This window comes from Aliivibrio sp. S3MY1, assembly GCF_028765575.1.
In the GTDB taxonomy this organism is placed as follows: Bacteria; Pseudomonadota; Gammaproteobacteria; order Enterobacterales; family Vibrionaceae; genus Aliivibrio.
Window position 1 is genome coordinate 49,030 of record NZ_JARACO010000004.1, and the last position, 16,877, is coordinate 65,906.

General features: G+C 36.4%; 16 protein-coding genes. 7 read left to right on the forward strand and 9 right to left on the reverse strand.

Translation table 11 applies throughout. The features are described from left to right. Nucleotides 1-389: 389 nt before the first annotated feature. Nucleotides 390-1,010, forward strand: a complete 621-nt coding sequence (locus tag PVK62_RS04065) for a LysE family translocator (RefSeq protein ID WP_274442960.1) — start codon at nt 390-392, stop codon at nt 1,008-1,010. A 175-nt stretch (nt 1,011-1,185) separates the two neighbouring features. Here PVK62_RS04065 and PVK62_RS04070 read toward each other — a convergent pair whose 3' ends face one another. Continuing rightward, nucleotides 1,186-1,365, reverse strand: coding sequence for a hypothetical protein (locus PVK62_RS04070; RefSeq protein WP_274442961.1), 180 nt, complete (start codon nt 1,363-1,365; stop codon nt 1,186-1,188). Between the two features lie 142 nt (nt 1,366-1,507). Here PVK62_RS04070 and PVK62_RS04075 point away from each other — a divergent pair, with 142 nt between their 5' ends. Continuing rightward, nucleotides 1,508-2,257, forward strand: a complete 750-nt coding sequence (locus PVK62_RS04075) for a phosphatase (protein ID WP_274442962.1) — start codon at nt 1,508-1,510, stop codon at nt 2,255-2,257. A gap of 123 nt (nt 2,258-2,380) precedes the next feature. Here PVK62_RS04075 and PVK62_RS04080 read toward each other — a convergent pair whose 3' ends face one another. The 4 genes from PVK62_RS04080 to PVK62_RS04095 all read right to left on the reverse strand — a co-directional run bounded on the left by PVK62_RS04080 (nt 2,381) and on the right by PVK62_RS04095 (nt 6,075). Beyond that, a complete protein-coding gene (locus PVK62_RS04080) occupies nt 2,381-3,976 on the reverse strand; it encodes an ABC-F family ATPase (protein ID WP_274442963.1) in 1,596 nt (531 codons plus the stop codon). Nucleotides 3,977-4,155: 179 nt separating this feature from the next. Further along, entirely contained in the window at nt 4,156-4,641 is a 486-nt protein-coding gene (locus PVK62_RS04085) for a VOC family protein (protein WP_274442964.1), read from the reverse strand. A gap of 514 nt (nt 4,642-5,155) precedes the next feature. Further along, nucleotides 5,156-5,356, reverse strand: a complete 201-nt coding sequence (locus PVK62_RS04090) for a hypothetical protein (RefSeq protein ID WP_274442965.1) — start codon at nt 5,354-5,356, stop codon at nt 5,156-5,158. Then, nucleotides 5,353-6,075 carry an SIR2 family NAD-dependent protein deacylase gene (locus PVK62_RS04095; RefSeq protein ID WP_274442966.1) on the reverse strand — a complete coding sequence of 241 codons (723 nt, stop codon included), beginning with the start codon at nt 6,073-6,075 and terminating at the stop codon, nt 5,353-5,355. Before PVK62_RS04095 ends, PVK62_RS04090 begins: the two co-directional genes overlap by 4 nt. Before the next feature lie 153 nt (nt 6,076-6,228). Here PVK62_RS04095 and PVK62_RS04100 point away from each other — a divergent pair, with 153 nt between their 5' ends. Both PVK62_RS04100 and PVK62_RS04105 read left to right on the forward strand, forming a co-directional pair. Further along, nucleotides 6,229-7,206: a helix-turn-helix transcriptional regulator gene (locus PVK62_RS04100; protein WP_274442967.1), complete on the forward strand. Its 978-nt coding sequence runs from the start codon at nt 6,229-6,231 to the stop codon at nt 7,204-7,206. 8 nt (nt 7,207-7,214) lie between these two features. Next, on the forward strand, nt 7,215-7,748 hold the full coding sequence (locus PVK62_RS04105; RefSeq protein ID WP_274442968.1) for a hypothetical protein: 534 nt from the start codon (nt 7,215-7,217) through the stop codon (nt 7,746-7,748). Between the two features lie 85 nt (nt 7,749-7,833). On the opposite strand, the gene PVK62_RS04110 is transcribed toward PVK62_RS04105, so the two are convergent. Continuing rightward, nucleotides 7,834-8,397, reverse strand: coding sequence for a hypothetical protein (locus PVK62_RS04110; RefSeq protein WP_274442969.1), 564 nt, complete (start codon nt 8,395-8,397; stop codon nt 7,834-7,836). Nucleotides 8,398-8,569: 172 nt separating this feature from the next. On the opposite strand from PVK62_RS04110, the gene PVK62_RS04115 reads away from it, so the two are divergent. Together PVK62_RS04115 and PVK62_RS04120 are read left to right on the forward strand one after the other, a co-directional pair. Beyond that, nucleotides 8,570-9,010, forward strand: a complete 441-nt coding sequence (locus tag PVK62_RS04115) for a hypothetical protein (RefSeq protein WP_274449341.1) — start codon at nt 8,570-8,572, stop codon at nt 9,008-9,010. Continuing rightward, nucleotides 9,007-9,312 carry a cyclic-phosphate processing receiver domain-containing protein gene (locus tag PVK62_RS04120; RefSeq protein ID WP_338000267.1) on the forward strand — a complete coding sequence of 102 codons (306 nt, stop codon included), beginning with the start codon at nt 9,007-9,009 and terminating at the stop codon, nt 9,310-9,312. The genes PVK62_RS04115 and PVK62_RS04120 overlap by 4 nt, the downstream gene beginning before the upstream one ends. 417 nt (nt 9,313-9,729) lie before the next feature. On the opposite strand, the gene PVK62_RS04125 is transcribed toward PVK62_RS04120, so the two are convergent. Beyond that, on the reverse strand, nt 9,730-10,647 hold the full coding sequence (locus tag PVK62_RS04125; RefSeq protein ID WP_274449343.1) for an MBL fold metallo-hydrolase: 918 nt from the start codon (nt 10,645-10,647) through the stop codon (nt 9,730-9,732). 97 nt (nt 10,648-10,744) lie between these two features. Here PVK62_RS04125 and PVK62_RS04130 point away from each other — a divergent pair, with 97 nt between their 5' ends. Beyond that, nucleotides 10,745-11,653: a LysR family transcriptional regulator gene (locus PVK62_RS04130; protein ID WP_274449344.1), complete on the forward strand. Its 909-nt coding sequence runs from the start codon at nt 10,745-10,747 to the stop codon at nt 11,651-11,653. A gap of 1,023 nt (nt 11,654-12,676) precedes the next feature. Here PVK62_RS04130 and PVK62_RS04135 read toward each other — a convergent pair. Continuing rightward, nucleotides 12,677-13,294, reverse strand: a complete 618-nt coding sequence (locus PVK62_RS04135) for an imm11 family protein (RefSeq protein ID WP_274449345.1) — start codon at nt 13,292-13,294, stop codon at nt 12,677-12,679. Nucleotide 13,295: 1 nt separating this feature from the next. After that, nucleotides 13,296-16,499 (reverse strand): PAAR-like domain-containing protein, encoded by a 3,204-nt coding sequence (locus tag PVK62_RS04140; protein WP_274449346.1) that lies wholly within the window; start codon nt 16,497-16,499, stop codon nt 13,296-13,298. Between the last annotated feature and the right edge of the window lie 378 nt (nt 16,500-16,877).

Consider the following 16,877-nt stretch of genomic DNA (forward strand, 5'->3'; position numbering starts at 1 on the left):
TTAAAAATTCAACATATAATTTCAAATTTTTGTTTTATTTAAAAATTAAACACCATTTATCTTTTGTTCTCATTAGAGAATCTAGAACTCTTCACTAAAAGTAGAACAATTATTTGATTTTATAGCAAAATTTCACAATAAACTTGTTTATTCCATAATAAAACCAACAATAACCGCTAAACACATTTGAATAGAACCAGATAATGCTGAGATGTTCATTAGATAAATCAGTCAACAAATGCCGCTCTTTATTTGCTATTTAAAAATGAAGCTAAGTTGATTTGTGTAACACTATTATTAAAATTAACATTATCGTGTAAATATTTACATTGCTTTTAAGTTTAATTTCCGTACTCTATTTTGCTATGCCATTTTACTTAGTAAATATAATGAATACTGCTATTTTATGGGCTTTTGTCCCTACTTTTTTCTTCGTCTCTGTTACTCCTGGTATGTGCATGACATTAGCACTAAGCCTAGGTATGAGTATTGGTTATAAACGCACACTTTGGATGATGGCTGGTGAGTTAGTTGGTGTCGCTATCGTCGCAGTTGCCGCCGTATTAGGTGTCGCTGCTATTATGCTTAATTACCCATGGTTATTTACTGGATTTAAAGCGGTGGGTGCCAGTTACCTTGCTTATATCGGTATTCAAATGTGGCGCTCAAAAGGCAAACTTTCCATGACAGGAGAACCAACAGAAGCACCAAAAGGAAAAGATTGGGATTTGGTGGTTCAAGGTTTTGTAACCGCAATAGCTAACCCGAAAGGTTGGGCTTTTATGGTCTCATTACTTCCTCCATTTATAGATAGTAGTCATGCTATTGCACCGCAATTAATCGCGCTTGTCTCAATCATTTTGGTTTGTGAATTTTTATGTATGACACTGTATGCAGCCGGTGGGAAAGGTCTAAAACGTGTACTTGGTCACTCAAATAACGTAAAGATCATGAACCGAATTTCAGGTAGTTTAATGATTGGTGTTGCGATTTGGTTATTCATTGGATAATCAAAAACGTACTGATGGTTGAGTCAGATAATCAACGCTAGTAGTCGCTTAGCTTAATATTAGATAGAGAAAGGTTAATTGCATTTATATCTAGCAGGTCAAGGCTGATCGAAGCAGTTGAAGGATAAGAAAGTGTGGATGAGTAAAAATAGAGAAAAATTACACTATTTAAACATTAATTTCTCATTACCTCTGCTAGCATATCTAACTCTTCATCAGTAAGCAGTGCCTTCTCTGATTTAGATTTAGCTGTTGCTTTTTCTTCTAATTTTTTAGCTATCGCATATTGAAGGCTTGTCAGCTGACATACCGTGAGTTCGTTTAACTCACTCTTTAGTGTCTCTGTATTAATCATAACAAACTCCAAATATCTTAACTTTTCATCAACAATATAAATGTTACTTCTCTTTTTCCTACACTTTGTCAGACAAATGTCAAAGCTAAAAGTTGCAAAAATCGGTTATACTGATCGCATTATAGTTTAAAGGAGAAAACTAATGCGCATTCAAGTGGATACTCATACTCATACCTACGCTAGTGGCCATGCTTACAGTACAATCAGCGAAAATGCTTTTTCTGCCTCTCAACTTGGTTTACCAATGTTTTGCACTACTGATCATGCCTCTTCAATGCCAGGTGCACCACATTACTGGTTTTTTAGCAATCAAAGAGTACTCCCCCGCTTTCTCCATGGCGTCGCTATTATCAGAGGCTGTGAAGTTAACATCTGTAATATTGAAGGAGATATTGATATACCTCTTTCTGTTGATTCAAACCTAGATTGGGTCATTGCTAGTTTCCATGAACCGGTTTTTCCTCCTCAAAATAAAGACGTTCATACACAAGCTCTTTTGAATATTATTCAATCTGGTCGAGTCGATGCATTAGGCCATCTTGGAAACCCTAACTTTGACTTTAATTTTGAAGAAGTCATTCAATGCGCAGTAGATAACAACGTCGCAATAGAGATCAACAATACCTCTCTAAAAGGCGGTAGCCGCATCGGCAGTATTGACCGTTGTTATGACATTGCCAAAGTGGCTAAAGAGCTAGGAGCCTATATCACCACAGGAAGTGATGCGCATTTCTGTGCAGATATTGGTAAGTTTGAAAAGGTAGAACTACTTATTGATGCTGTCGATTTTCCATTAGATAAAGTTATCACTCACACCCCGAAGCAGTTTCTTCAATTTCTAAACCTACGTGGGCAAGAGTCTATTTCTGAATTTGAGGTATTTACTAAGTAATACCTATCGTAACAAATCACTGATTCGTATGATCTGAAAATTGACTTATGGCAGATATAAAAAATGGAAGACCATCTCTGGTCTTCCATTTTTATTTGTTATCCAGAATATGAGATTTCTGAATTAGCCTTTTAGGCCTTGTTTCGTTAAGTACTCTTCGTAAGTACCGTGGAAATCGTTAACGCCATCTTTTGTGATTTCAATGATGCGTGTTGCAATAGAAGATACAAACTGACGGTCATGAGATACAAACATTAATGTACCTTTGTAGTTCTCAAGCGCCAAGTTCAATGCTTCGATTGATTCCATATCCATGTGGTTTGTTGGTTCATCCATAAGAAGGATGTTTGGTCTTTGCATGATTAGCTTACCAAATAACATACGACCTTGCTCACCACCAGAAATTACTTTTACCGATTTCTTAATGTCACTTTGAGAGAAAAGCATACGACCAAGGATACCGCGAACAACTTGCTCGTCATCACCTTCTTGTTTCCACTGTCCCATCCAATCTAATAGGTTTAGATCTTCTTCAAAGTCATGGCTGTGATCTTGTGCATAAAAACCGATGTTGTGGTTTTCAGACCATTTCACCATACCTGCCATTGGTTCCATTTCACCAGCAAGCGTATTAAGGAACGTTGATTTACCGATACCATTCTCACCGATGATAGCAATACGCTCACCCACTTCAACCATTAGGTTTACGCCGTTGATTAGAATATTTTCATCGTAACCTTGTTTTAGGCCTTCAACTTCTAATGCGTTACGGAAAAGTGGTTTTTCTTGATCAAAACGAATGAATGGAGATTGACGGCTAGATGCTTTAATCTCTGTTAGTTCAATTTTATCTAAACGTTTTTGACGAGACGTTGCTTGTTTTGCTTTCGATGCGTTTGCAGAGAAACGGCTTACGAACGTTTGTAAATCAGCAATTTGTGCTTTCTTCTTAGCATTGTCTGCTTGAAGTTGCTCACGAGCTTGCGTTGCTGCTGTCATGTATTCATCGTAGTTGCCAGGGAACAGGCAAATATTTCCGTAATCGACATCAGCCATGTGTGTACATACTGCGTTCAAGAAATGACGGTCATGCGAGATGATGATCATTGTGCAGTTACGAGCCAGAAGGATTTCTTCTAACCACGCAATAGTATGCATATCCAAGTTGTTCGTTGGTTCATCAAGAAGCATGATGTCTGGTTCAGCAAACAGTACTTGAGCTAGTAGAACACGAACTTTAAGACCTGGAGCAACTTCGCTCATTAAGCCAAAATGCTGTGATTCAGGAAGACCTAGGCCTAATAGAAGTTCACCAGCACGAGCTTCTGCTGAGTAACCATCCATTTCACCAAATTCAGTTTCTAAATCACCAACACGCATACCATCTTCATCTGACATTTCAGGTAAAGAATAGATACGGTCACGCTCTTCTTTTACTTTCCATAGCTCTTTATGACCCATGATTACGGTGTCGATTACTGTGAATTCTTCGAATGCGAACTGGTCTTGACCTAATTTAGCCATACGTTCGTTAGGATCAGTAGATACTGTACCGCCTGACTGTTCTAACTCTCCACCTAAGATTTTCATGAAGGTAGATTTACCACAGCCGTTTGCGCCGATTAAACCGTAACGGTTACCGTTACCAAACTTAACAGAAATATTTTCAAAAAGTGGCTTATCGCCAAATTGCATTGTGATGTTAGCAGTCGTTAGCACAGTACATTCCAATTAGTTATTCAAATAGACATAAAAAAACTGGCCCATACGTCCAGCTTTTCGAATTTCAGGCGATTATAGCAGCATTTGTGATTTACATCACTGTTTATTCTGCCTTATTATCTTCAAAGGCTTACCTTTAAGCGCCAGAGAGCGAAAAGAGCGTCGAACATCATTACTTATTCGTATTCTGCAGAGTACGTTTCTTTATAAGTGTGAGAATAAAGCTCAAATAGATTGCCAAATGGGTCTTCTAAATACACCATTTGTGATGTGTTGTTATCATCTTCTGGGTGATAACGCATGATATCCATACGAACTTTACCGCCACATTCTTCAGTACGAGCAATCACTCCGTGGAAGTCATCCGTTTGAAGACAGAAATGGAAAATACCAATGCGAGAGAAATCAACTTCATGGCGTTCTTGGCGCTCTTTCATTTCAAATAACTCAAAACCAATGCCGTCTTTTGTTAATAAATGCGCGATATTGAAACCTTTAAAGCCTTCGCCAAACACGGCGATACACATTCTACCAATGGCTGTTTCACGCTCTTCTTGAACTTTGGTGTTACCCATTACCACTTCAAGACCAAGTGCTTTAGTATAAAACTCAACCGCTTTATCCATATCGCCAACCATAATACCTACATGATTCATTTTCATAATTTACCTCAAATTCAGTTTTTTAATTTATTGTTCGTTTCGATGAGGTAATAATAGATAAAACCAATAATAACGTGAAATTATCAATAATTATTATTTTGATAAATTTACGTTATGATAAGTTAGGGTGATGATTGAAACTCTTTATCAACGCAGTGGTATTGATTCTTAATAACTTAATTGAATACGACAATAAAAAAAAAGCGAGCTATTATAGCTCGCTTTTAAATCTATGTTTTTATTATAATTTACAGCAATTCAACAGACTGTTGAGCAATTACGAATTCTTCGTTGGTTGGCAACCTATTAGTATTGCACCTACTAACACGGATTTGGACATTTATGTGTCAGTGGTTTTGCTAAATTAGTAAGCTAGATAAAGCTCATGGGCATAAGCAACCGCTTGCTCTCTGGTAAGGCCTGAAAGTTGTAACTTACGAATGGCTTGGTACAGTTCACTCCTACGCATAATGCTTCTCGTATATTTAATACTAACCATACATTAGGTCTGTGCTTAAAATTCATTCAACTGGCTGTGAGCAGATGATAGTAACTCTATGTTGACTATACCTAGTGACACCTTATGCATCACTGGTGAGTTGGCGCTATGAATGTGAATAATTGGTGGTTTGAAACCTCGCAAAACAACAGCTTCTTCGTTCCATAACACTACATCATAACCAATACCGTGCTCATCATCTAAATAAACATTCATTTGCATTTACCACTAACTTCCAACTTTCGCCAGTTCTTACATATAACAGGAACGACATTTGTTGCCTTACCTCTCATGAACTTGTAACTAAATGGAATTTTCCCTTTAATTTCAAGGGAAACAAGAATTTTCTCAGCCCTGAATGGCGCTTTATTGAGTAAGCTAGCGGCTGGCTGAACTGATAGAGAGCTTCCAACGCCAAGTACTTTGTAAGCAGACTTAATATGTTCCCTCGCCTCATCTAAGTGCATCACAGGTTCGCCAAACCACACAATATTAGGTCTCAATTGGCTATTTAATTCACAATGTTGACCAATCTCAATCCGCTTATCCCAGTCATAAATAATTGAAGATTCAATGCTACTTTGGGCACGGTTTAACTGCCCATGTAGGTGAATCACTTTCGAACTGCCAGCTCTTTCATGCAAGTCATCAACATTCTGAGTAATTATGACCACGTCATATACATCCTCTAACTCAGCTAGTGCTATGTGAGCTTTGTTAGGTTGTGCATTTTTAGCGGCAACTTTACGCTGATTGTAAAAGTTCAGCACTAGCTTAGGGTTACGCTCAAAGGCATCTTTCGTTGCTAGTTCATGAATAGGGTAACTTTCCCATAATCCATCACCATCTCGAAAAGTGCGCAAACCACTTTCGGCACTTATACCCGCGCCTGTAAACACAACAATCTTTCTCTTTTCTGTGTTATTTACCATCATCTTCTCCCGTGATTAAACTGTTGAGACTAATAGTAAATAAGATATGCGACAGATTTTGACGCATAGCGTTATTTAAATCTTTTATGCGACATATTCTGACGCAGAATCTATTTTCATGAGATAATGCATCTAAATAAATCAAACAAAAAAACTATGGATAGCGGATTAAGAAAATTAACAATACTTGCTAAATTATCTCGATACAGAAAAATCTCTGCTTCTGAAATTCAAAAGCAATTAGCGGATGAAGGGGAAGTTATTTCATTAAGAACCGTTCAAAGAGATCTTATTGAGTTGGCTAGTAAATTTCCTGTATGTGGTGATGAAAGCAAACCTATCGGATGGTATATAGATAAGCATGCAGAACTAACCTTACCTGATTTTGATCTGACGACATCTATCACTTTCGCAATGGCTGATAAGCATTTAACTCACTTACTTCCTCCAGCTATGCGTAATCGATTAGAACCTTACTTTAGAACAGCAAAGCAATTTTTACGCTCTGAAAGTATAAATAAGAACAGTCATTGGCCTGATAAAATCGCTATTCATAGCAAAGGTCTACCATTACATCCTACTGATATATCCGAATCCATTATTGAATCTATTTTTAGTGCGGTGCTTTCTGAACAGTGCTTAACACTCACTTATCATTCATTAAGCACTAATGATAAGCATTGTTTTACTTTTCATCCTTATGGCATTGTCGTTCGCGGAGAACGTTCGTATCTAATCGGTACATACGATGGTTATTCAGACATAAGACAACTGGCATTTAATCGAATTACCCATGCAGAAAAACTAAAACAACAAGCACAGATCACATCTGAGTTTTCTTTAAAGACCTTTCTTAATACAGGCAGAATGGGGGTTATTCGTGATGATAAAAAACTAGATATAAAACTCTGGATCACCCCTGTTTTAGAAAGAATATTAACAGAAACCCCTTTATCTGAAGATCAATATATAGAGGAAAAAGAAGACGATTATCTTGTTACTGCATCTGTTGATGATACGGAAGAGCTGAGGCATTGGATCTTATCCATGTGTAACCACATTACCGTTTTATCTCCTGTGTCATTACGCGAAGAAATTAAAGACACATTACGCCAATCACTTGAATATTATTAGGTATATAAATGCAAAATAAACACCGAATCGAAGAAGAATTAAAAGTGTTCCTTGAAGCAAAACCTGAACAATCTCGACTAATAAATATTATTAATACCATTGAAAAATGTAAGATCACAGGTTGGGAAAAGTGGCTACAAATCGAACTAGCCCACTTTCTAGATAACTCATTTATCAATGAAAATGGATATAATTGGTCCAGAGAATATGGGTATACCCCAACAGGAGAAGAAGCTGAAAAAAACCTGATTTTTCCTGATTTTGCCATTTCATTTGATAATGAAAAAACACTATACCTCATTGAGATAAAAGTTAACCACGATAAATCAGCTCTAGAAAAAGGAATGACTGAAGATCTTAAAAAATATGAAAACACAAAAAAACTTGAGTGGGGCAATCAACCATTCTCTATTAAAGGCGTTTTTTTTCTTGGTATTTTAACAAATCCAAATAAAGACAGTATCAAATTAGTTGATTGCCATATAAAAGGAAAAATACCTGAGACAAATTCATCTTATTTTTTGTGTTATAAGGCTTCATGATCGACAAGACTCTCTTTAGGCAACCCAAAAAGAGTCTGCGAGCGTAGGCATTACAAAAGTTATCGTTTCTTGTGGTTATCCTGAATTATTTGACTTTAAGAAAATCAATACGGTGATAGAATGGATCTTGAATTACCTCTGATTCAAGTCCATCAAAGGCATCCAGATTATCTAATGAAATTTGACCATTAGTATCAATGCCAACAAAGAAAACACCACAATTAAAATAAACATCATACGTTTTATTTCTACAGACTAAATTACGCTTATTTTTAGCCAAATCGATGAATGATCTCCACTTTCTGATATCTTCTTTCATTAGTTTATGGATATCCCCTTTATTGCTTCGCTTAAATTCAATTAGGTAAAAATATTTTTCTATTTTTTCTAGTTTGTTTTTATCAGAAGAAATCCAGAAGTCAGGAATAATATACTTATTATTTTTATCACTCTCATCATAACAGTCTGATTTAGTTATTACTTTATATTCACGATACCAAGAAAATTGAAATTTTTTCTTGTTGTAAACTTCATTCTGTACATAGTGAGCAAACTCAACCTGAAGCCATCCTTCCCAGCCAGAGATATCACACTCCTTGATAGTTGAAAGAGTGCTTTGAATACGGGGTTGTTGAAAAAACTCATGCAATAACTTGAAAATTTATTCTTTATTCATTTTTAGTCCTCATTCCACAAATACTATTTTTAAGCGATTACTTAATTTTTTAGTTCATTATGATGCAAGGTATCTTATAAAAGTAAGCGACAGAATCTGTCGCATAACAACCATATACTCTCTCCAAACCAAAGGAGGGTATTTTATGCCAACTTACACCTTTCACTTAGCTGAGCACTATATTGCAATTCAACACCAGATATCTCACAACGGTGAAGATATTTCCAGACTATATGAGAAGTATGGAGAGTCCGTAACTGAATGTTTATTTTTATCTCATTTAATTGAAAAATTTGAATTCACTTCTTGCGGAGATAGTTTGCTTACCATTGCGAGCCAACTTATTGAGTTCGAGTTAATGCACTTTCAACCACCTGAACTTATACCTCTCTATGACTATGATGGACAACGGTATTTTAAGGGCGAAATTGTCTATTTATCGGACAATGCATTGGTGTCAAAAATTACATCAAACCAATTTCCAACATGGGAGTTACTGTTAACTGTTGTGGCAAAATCAACTTATTCAGTTTTACCTGATGTTCAATGGCAAACACATTTTGAATTATCAACGGTGATTTTATGAAAGTTTATCTTGATGATTGCCGACCTACCCCAAGTGGCTGGACGAGGACATATACTCCACAACAAACCATCGATATATTGAGAACACACAATGTGACAGCTCTTAGCCTCGATCATGATTTAGGTGATGATGAAGGTATAGGCACGGGATATACCGTGCTACTTTGGATAGAAGAACATGTTGTAATACATGGCTATGAACCACCAAGTATTATTTCTATACATAGCTCAAATCCCTCTGCTCGCTCTAAAATGCTCGCTGCCATAGAAACTATTGAAATGTTAGCCAATTGTCGCAAGTAAAAGTGTTGGGCCATATTATTAAATTGGCAACGCTTTACATGAATAATTTAAATGACGGAGGTGGCTATTTTCCGTCAAACCCGCGTTAATTGTTGCAATCACAAACCCCAGAAACAAAAAAGCGAGCCATTATAGCTCGCTTTTAAATCTATGTTTTTATTATGATTTACAGCAATTCAACAGACTGTTGAGCAATTACGAATTCTTCATTGGTTGGCAACCTATTAGTATTGCACCTACTAACACGGATTTGGACATTTATGAGCTACCGTTTTATCTAAATTAGCAGTTAACAGACTAGCCGAGGTATTGCAAAACCTCTAATATAGTGGCCAATTTCATTCAGCTACTACATACCTAAATATAATCTGACAGCCACCAAGTCGAAAAGTGTGTAACAGTCAGATCTGGTCTGAATTAGTGTGTATCCAGTATAATTAAAGATACGCCGTCATTGAGGAAGAAATCTCCATTCAATAGATGACCGCTTAAAGTCTCTGAAATTGTTTCCGTATGTTCGCATGTGTTTATCTTTGCGCATCTAAGGAGGCTTTCAACCTTATTCAACAAGGAGTAGTTCATTCCCCCACCTAAATTTGAATCACCATGTGCACCATAAAATGAGAATGAATCATTAAAATTTTCTTTCATTATGTTGATTGTGTTGATATACGGGTCATAATTTTCTTTGCCAATGACAATCAACGGCCCGTTATAAAGAGTATCCCCTGTAAAAACAAGTTCCCTGCTTTCATCAATTACGATTATGCTATCATCAGTATGACCTCTAACTCTCGATATCTTGATAATTCTACTCCCTAAGTCAATATTTGTATCAAGATCTATCCATTCATGAACAGTTGTTTTTTCTGGATAGGATCCAAAAGCTAACTCTTTAGATGAAAAATAATACGTTTTATCATCAATTGCTTTGTCACGAATATCTTTAATATTTGCAAAAGCTATATTGTCGAACTCTTCAATGTTAGCATTGTGGTCAAAATGAAAATGTGTCATTAACAATGTAATTGGCTTGTCTGTTAAACTTTTAATTACGGTTGAAATTGTTTGCTTGCTTTTGTTTTTATTTTCACCAGAACCAGTGTCTAGCATGAGAGCCTTTTCACTACCAATTATTAAATAACTAATATTATATTGACTGCTCTGTGGCTCTTCTATCATATATGTATTATCAGAGATCTGACTTACTTTATACCAATCACCTGATGCTCTTTTAGACACTTCATCTTCTGCAAATGTTGGTTGTATAAATCCACTGAGAAACATAGCGTAGACAATTGCAATAAATCGTGAGTTTTTTATATATTTAATCATTCTATTCTCTTGATGATAACTTGAAAGTTTTAATTGAATACATTCTTATCTTTAACTAACATTCCATCAAGATAGAACCTATATGAAATTTAGATAGATGAACAAAATTCAATGGACAATAGAGCAACTTGAGATATTTGTCGCCTCTGTAGAGCAAGGTTCGTTTTCTGCCGCAGCAAGGCAATTACGGATTGCTCAATCAAAAGTAAGTAACTCAGTCTCTGACTTAGAGTTGATTCTAGGCGTTGAACTATTTTTTAGGACAAAGAAGTTACCTATACCTACAGCAGAAGGGAAAAGATTTTATGATTACGCAAAATCAATTATTGCAAAATGCTTACAAACAAATAGCGATATGATAAATATTTCCTTTGGAATGGAAGCTTCGTTATCTATCGCAATTGAAGATGGGGTTCCATTAGATAGAATTGATAAAATACTCAAAGAACTTTCTGCGGTATTCCCATATTTATCATTAACAATCATTAATTCCACCCATAAGGAAATTATTAATCTGTTAATTTGCAAAGAGGTTGACCTAGCAATAACAATAAGTCCATCTTACTACCCAGATTTGTTAGAAAATCAACATTTTGGGCATGTTAAACAATTACTTGTCGTATCTAAAAAACATCCATTATCAAAAATTGAATCACCTACAATTGCGGACTTGAGTAATTACAGAGAAATCAGATTTATATCAGACATTAATGAAAAGCAATACGCATCAAGCACATGGCATTTAACGAGTTACTTTAATATTTCTGGCGTTGTTTCATTAGGAATAGGTTGGTCGGTTATTCCTGAAAGTGTGTTTAATTTGATGTCAGGTATAAATGATGGTTTAGTAAGCATTAACAATAATAAGTTAAATACTACCTTGCCTTTGGAAATTAAGTTAATAAAACATATAGAATATGTCAAAGGGCCTGTAATGCAATGGATTTATGATAAATTCAAATCTCACTTTAACTCTAATTGTTTTGTAACCAATCAGGATGAATGAGAACCTATTTCGTCTTGCGTGATATTAGGTAGTATATCGACTTATCTTTACTTATAGTGCTTAGCTAATGGCTATGTGGCGGATTAGTAAATTTGACCACATTGTTAGATTAGAAAAAATATGCCAGATGAAGCTTTGGTAATGTATGTGCTGAATCAGTCGAAACAAAGAATGGGGCATAAATAAGTCAACTCTACCTCGTTGACTCGAAGAACGACTATACGAAGAAAGTATCGTTCGTGATGGTTGAATCAACATATTATCGAGTAGGAGGAGGCCTCCGTCCTCTCACCCCACCGTACAAGTGGGGGTCGCATACGGCGGTTCCGAATACATTTTTAGAACCTTATACCCATCAAGTAATGAGTATAACCCCATTTCTGTCAAAACCGCGTTAATTGCCGCAATCACAAACCCCAAAAACAAAAAAGCGAGCCATCATAGCTCGCTTTTAAATCTATGTTTTTATTATGATTTACAGCAATTCAACAGACTGTTGAGCAATTACGAACTCTTCGTTGGTTGGAGTTGGTAAAGTATTGCAAATTAATTCTGAGTCTCTTTAATAAACTTTTGTGCTGCTTTTTATTTTTGCATATTCCTTTATTCATTAATGCTGTCTCTTTACGGTTTATAGGGATTAGGTAGCTAAATGCTACACCTATCAAATAAAAGTGCTGTAATTACAGTTAGTTAGCTATCTTTCTCAAAAATAAATTTAACCGTCAAGGAAATCCGATTATTTATCTGATGTTTGCGGTGCTATATGTAAATTAGTGGATCTGCGGATTGTTTGTATTATATGTTTGATGGTACATCGGTCAATGTTCAGTAAGTTTGTTTGTTCGGAATGTTTGTTCGGAACAAACGTTTCTAACTAACTTTTGCACGAAGTCTTACTAGAATATGCACTCTGTTTTGTTATGTCGAATTAGATAAAGCGCAGTTAGACGTTTTATCTAATTCGGATGACGAGATAAGCATAAAAATGAGCGTCTTATCTCTTAGATATAAGATTATAACTTACAAATCAGCGTAAAAATCATCATCAAACCCACTGCTTATTCCCCAGTCTTTCACTTTTTTAAAACCCACCCCCGTTAAATTCGCTGCTTTTAATGCGGCTACCACGGTTTCATGGAAAAGAAATTGTGGATCTTCTGATAACCTAAATATTAATCGCTCTTGAAGAGGGATTTTGTCCAACACGTTTTCATCCAATGAGAACGATTCCAATATGAAATGATCATCCACATAAGTTCCATCAATTTTAGATCGTCCATGATGCATAACTCGATAATGATTCCAGATGTGCATGAAATAATGCTCACTCCACACCTGATCACCATTAATGATATCCGTTTGATAAAAATCAACATGTTGAGGTGTAAAGGTTTCTATCACTTGCTTAAACTTTTCAGAAACTAAATCATCTCCTGTATCATGATAGTCACAAGGACTAAAACGTGCTTTGTCGCCTCTATTAACGCGAACCTTACCTGGGCCTCTGACTAATCTCTTTATCGAACGCTGTGAAAGTAGTCGGCTTAATCCATCATCACTGCCTTTTATTTTTCCAAGCATGTATTGCCCCGACGCACCTTGCTCTGTTAATACATAATATTCATCATCGTATTTCATACTATTCTCCTAGTTCCAATTTGCCATTAAATTTACCTTTACCTAACCCATGATTTCTTTTGTCTGGGCACTCTATTGCCCTGTTATTATTTTCTCGCTTAGCTTCAATACCTTTATTGTCACAACAACCCAATTTACTGCTTGGTTTATAATCACGGCTGTCCCAAGCAATTGTCCACTCAAAGCTATCGATATACCCTAATATTTTTTTGCTGTGCTCTGTCATTCGCTTTTCAAACTCAGATTTCATTTTTTTAGGGTTGTCGGCATATTTGCATAAATCACCTTTCTCAACCAAATCTTTAACTTTCTTAATTAGTTTTGTCGCTGCTTTAGGGTAGCGAAAATCATCCCCATTATTCTTAGCAAAAAGCGTATCTTGAAATACCAGTATTTTTTTATTGTTGTTGTTTTTCTCATGTGTATTCAGTGCAGATAAAACACGCTCATCTATATTTAATGCCATTCCTTGATCATGGCTCCCTTTGTGCCTCTGAACATTGAGTTCGCAAGCAAGTATGGCTTGTGCAGGTAACACTACGCTGTTGTGAGGGCCATTGATGTTATAGCTGAATTGATTAAATATCTTTTCCCAGTCATCATCTTCAACCGATTCACAGGGAATGACATGATGAACTTCCAGTGATCGATCGCCTGTATACCATGTGTGAGTTTTTGGATAACCAGGTACTTTTTTGCGAATACCCGCATAAAGAGCTGAGTTTTTACGGGTATTTTCTCCTTTACCTAAGCTCGGTTTTGTTTCGTTTTTGCAACTCACATCGTTACAAATAGGGCACGTTTTCGGGAGCTTGGTTTCACTCTTTTCTTGATGCGGCACTTTATCATGTGTATTAAATTTATCTTTATTTAACTTGCCAATATCACTGATAATATCAATGACTTCTTCCAGTAGTTTTCCTGCTTTTCTACCCGTGGTAGCCGCTACAGTAATTGCAGCCATTATTGGTGCGCCGACACCGCCTGCAAATGCCCCTGCCGCCGTGCTCCCCGTAATAACAACAGAATCAACACCAGCTTGGCTAACTTGTGAAGCTAATACTTCAGTCACTTTATCCGCAGGCATCGCTTCAAGAATTTTCTTCGGTAAACTTGCCAAAATCTGTCGAGCTTCAGGGTCTGATACAATTAATATCAACATTTCCATCGATTCTGACGCTTCACTGAGCTGCTCTTGATTACGTTGTTTCCAGTCTTTGAAACTCTTTTCTAACTCATCAACTTCCCCAAATGCGATAGCATTCACTAGACTGGTAATGTCGATATTTGCTAATGTCATTAACTCTCCGAACTCCCCCAAATCAGGAACATATTCCGTTATACCAGTTTTTATACCAGAGAATGCATGTTGACTTTGTTGCCATGATTGTTCGAGAAAGCTTAAGTTATTAAAATTTTCTTTTTGTATATTGAGTTCAGCAAGGTGTTCATCAACCAGCTCTTTAAATTGGGCGACGACGAACGCTGACGCGGGTTTTTCATTCGCATTATCAAGTAATGTTACAGCTGTTTCTTTGGCAATTTTATCCAGTGCAACATCAAGCGCTTTATAGCTATCTGGCAACTTATCTTTTGCCTCTTGTGCTTTCTCTTTATCACCAAATTCAATGTGCGCCGTTAATTTCGGACCTCCCCATACTTGTGCATAGCCATTTGGATTTAATACCCCTTTAAAGACTTGCTCATTAGAAAAAGTGACTTTAAATGGAATATTGGACGCTGGAGTTTTCTCCAGATCATCATAGCTTAATTGCAAAATAAGTGGTTCAGGGGTTTCATTTAATGTGTGTACGACATGAACAAAGGCATTAGCTTCAATTGAATGCCCAACTTTATCTGTTTTAACGACAAACACATCATCATTGTCTGTAGATATCTGATTTATTTTATTTTTTGTGTGTTTAAAACACGTAGTGATGTCATCAGTCAGTGTTCGTTTAAAGGTTTTTAGCTGGCTTATATGTGAATTAAATATATTAACCAGAGGAGTATAACGTTTTAAGTCAGCTTGTGTTTTCAGAAACTCAATTCGGTTGATAAGCTTTGAAAGGAGTGAATCAAGCGCTGTGGCGATTTGCTGTTTTGATGACACCCAATCAAAATTATCAATAAATGCCTTTGGGTTGCCTCTGCCTAAATCACGCAATCTGGCTAACAGGTTATGGTAAGACTGCTTCTCTGGGTATTGAATAAATAACGCGATAATAGCCCCAAGTTGATACGTTGGAGGCGAGGCCGCAATTAATAAATTATCAATTACTCTTTGCTCCGAGCCTGCCTCAGGAGAAAGTGCATTAATAAATAACTGAGCCATTATCTGACTTTCTTTTGCATTGATTGCTAATTCAAAATGAGATTGAATTTCGAGTTCTAAAATTTGAATAAAATATTTATCGCTCAATAAATTAGAGCCCATAATACCCCAAATATTATTCCTAGAGGTATTTGTAGATAGTAACCAGAATGCCCTTTCATGATTAACTAATTTATCAAAGAATACGGCATCATCGAGCGCTGAATTATAACGATTGTTCTTCTTTCTGCGGTTTACAAGTGCATAATCCGCTTCACTTTCGTCAAAGTGAACATGACAATAGTCATTTGCCAATGAAGATACCGTACATTTTCCTTTTGCATCAAGTTTACCCTCATGAATAATCACACCATCGTTACTGATTAGCTTAAAAGGCGCATTAGAAAATGGTTTTCCATCACGAGGGTAAGAACAATGTATGTCTATTGTATAATCACCTTCTTCTTTTGTAGATACGTTGACAGAATCTTGATCTATTCCGCCCAGACACATTGTATTAGCTTTGTTCATTGTCATTTGGTCAGAAAGGCGACACACTCCTTTACCTTCAATTCTAACTGTCGGAGAAGAAGTAATAAATTTCGCTTCCCCTTCAATCGTACCTGATGCAATACCTTTCTTATCACCACCTGAATCACCTGTACTCTTTGTGAATGAACAGCCTTTTATCGCAATACTGTTTCCTCCATCAGCGGTCACGGTTTTACTTCCGTTAGCCAAGTCTGCCGATTTAGCTGAGTTGCCATAAGGAATAGGAACAACAGCGTTTCCTACGGTGGTCAAACAGACATCTGGAAGTGTTGCATGTGCTTTGCCATCAGAATTTTTGTGAACAATGCTGAGTCCATTTGCACTTATCGTTACTGCCATATTGACCCTTTATAGTTTATGGTTATTGGTCAATTATATTCTAACTTTCATTTTCAAATTATCTGAAATAATAGGTGTTTTAACTAAATGTATATGTAATTTGAGTATGAGTTGTATTTAATGGGATATATCATTAAATATGTGTTTTACAGAGGTGATAATGACGAAAGTGAGTAATTCATTTAAGGGGAAGAAATGCTCTACGAAATGCCCACCATGGTGGGCTAGGAGTCAAGAGGATTACCTCTTGCCCGCAGCTACCGTGCATCTTTTGCGAAGCAAAAGTGTGACGATAGCGCAGCGGGTTGCATTGTCGTCACACTTCCTGTGAATACCTATTTCGAGGTTGCCCTCAATGCCATCTATGCACTTAAGGTG

Bases quoted from the DNA above. Each gene is read 5' to 3' on its own strand.
- PVK62_RS04070 (WP_274442961.1), bottom strand. From the start codon at position 1,365: ATGATTAATACAGAGACACTAAAGAGTGAGTTAAACGAACTCACGGTA.
- PVK62_RS04090 (WP_274442965.1), bottom strand. From the start codon at position 5,356: ATGAATGTTTATTTAGATGATGAGCACGGTATTGGTTATGATGTAGTG.
- PVK62_RS04105 (WP_274442968.1), top strand. From the start codon at position 7,215: ATGCAAAATAAACACCGAATCGAAGAAGAATTAAAAGTGTTCCTTGAA.
- PVK62_RS04125 (WP_274449343.1), bottom strand. From the start codon at position 10,647: ATGATTAAATATATAAAAAACTCACGATTTATTGCAATTGTCTACGCT.
- PVK62_RS04115 (WP_274449341.1), top strand. From the start codon at position 8,570: ATGCCAACTTACACCTTTCACTTAGCTGAGCACTATATTGCAATTCAA.
- PVK62_RS04065 (WP_274442960.1), top strand. From the start codon at position 390: ATGAATACTGCTATTTTATGGGCTTTTGTCCCTACTTTTTTCTTCGTC.
- PVK62_RS04135 (WP_274449345.1), bottom strand. From the start codon at position 13,294: ATGAAATACGATGATGAATATTATGTATTAACAGAGCAAGGTGCGTCG.
- PVK62_RS04120 (WP_338000267.1), top strand. From the start codon at position 9,007: ATGAAAGTTTATCTTGATGATTGCCGACCTACCCCAAGTGGCTGGACG.
- PVK62_RS04140 (WP_274449346.1), bottom strand. From the start codon at position 16,499: ATGGCAGTAACGATAAGTGCAAATGGACTCAGCATTGTTCACAAAAAT.
- PVK62_RS04130 (WP_274449344.1), top strand. From the start codon at position 10,745: ATGAACAAAATTCAATGGACAATAGAGCAACTTGAGATATTTGTCGCC.
- PVK62_RS04085 (WP_274442964.1), bottom strand. From the start codon at position 4,641: ATGAAAATGAATCATGTAGGTATTATGGTTGGCGATATGGATAAAGCG.
- PVK62_RS04095 (WP_274442966.1), bottom strand. From the start codon at position 6,075: ATGATGGTAAATAACACAGAAAAGAGAAAGATTGTTGTGTTTACAGGC.
- PVK62_RS04100 (WP_274442967.1), top strand. From the start codon at position 6,229: ATGGATAGCGGATTAAGAAAATTAACAATACTTGCTAAATTATCTCGA.
- PVK62_RS04075 (WP_274442962.1), top strand. From the start codon at position 1,508: ATGCGCATTCAAGTGGATACTCATACTCATACCTACGCTAGTGGCCAT.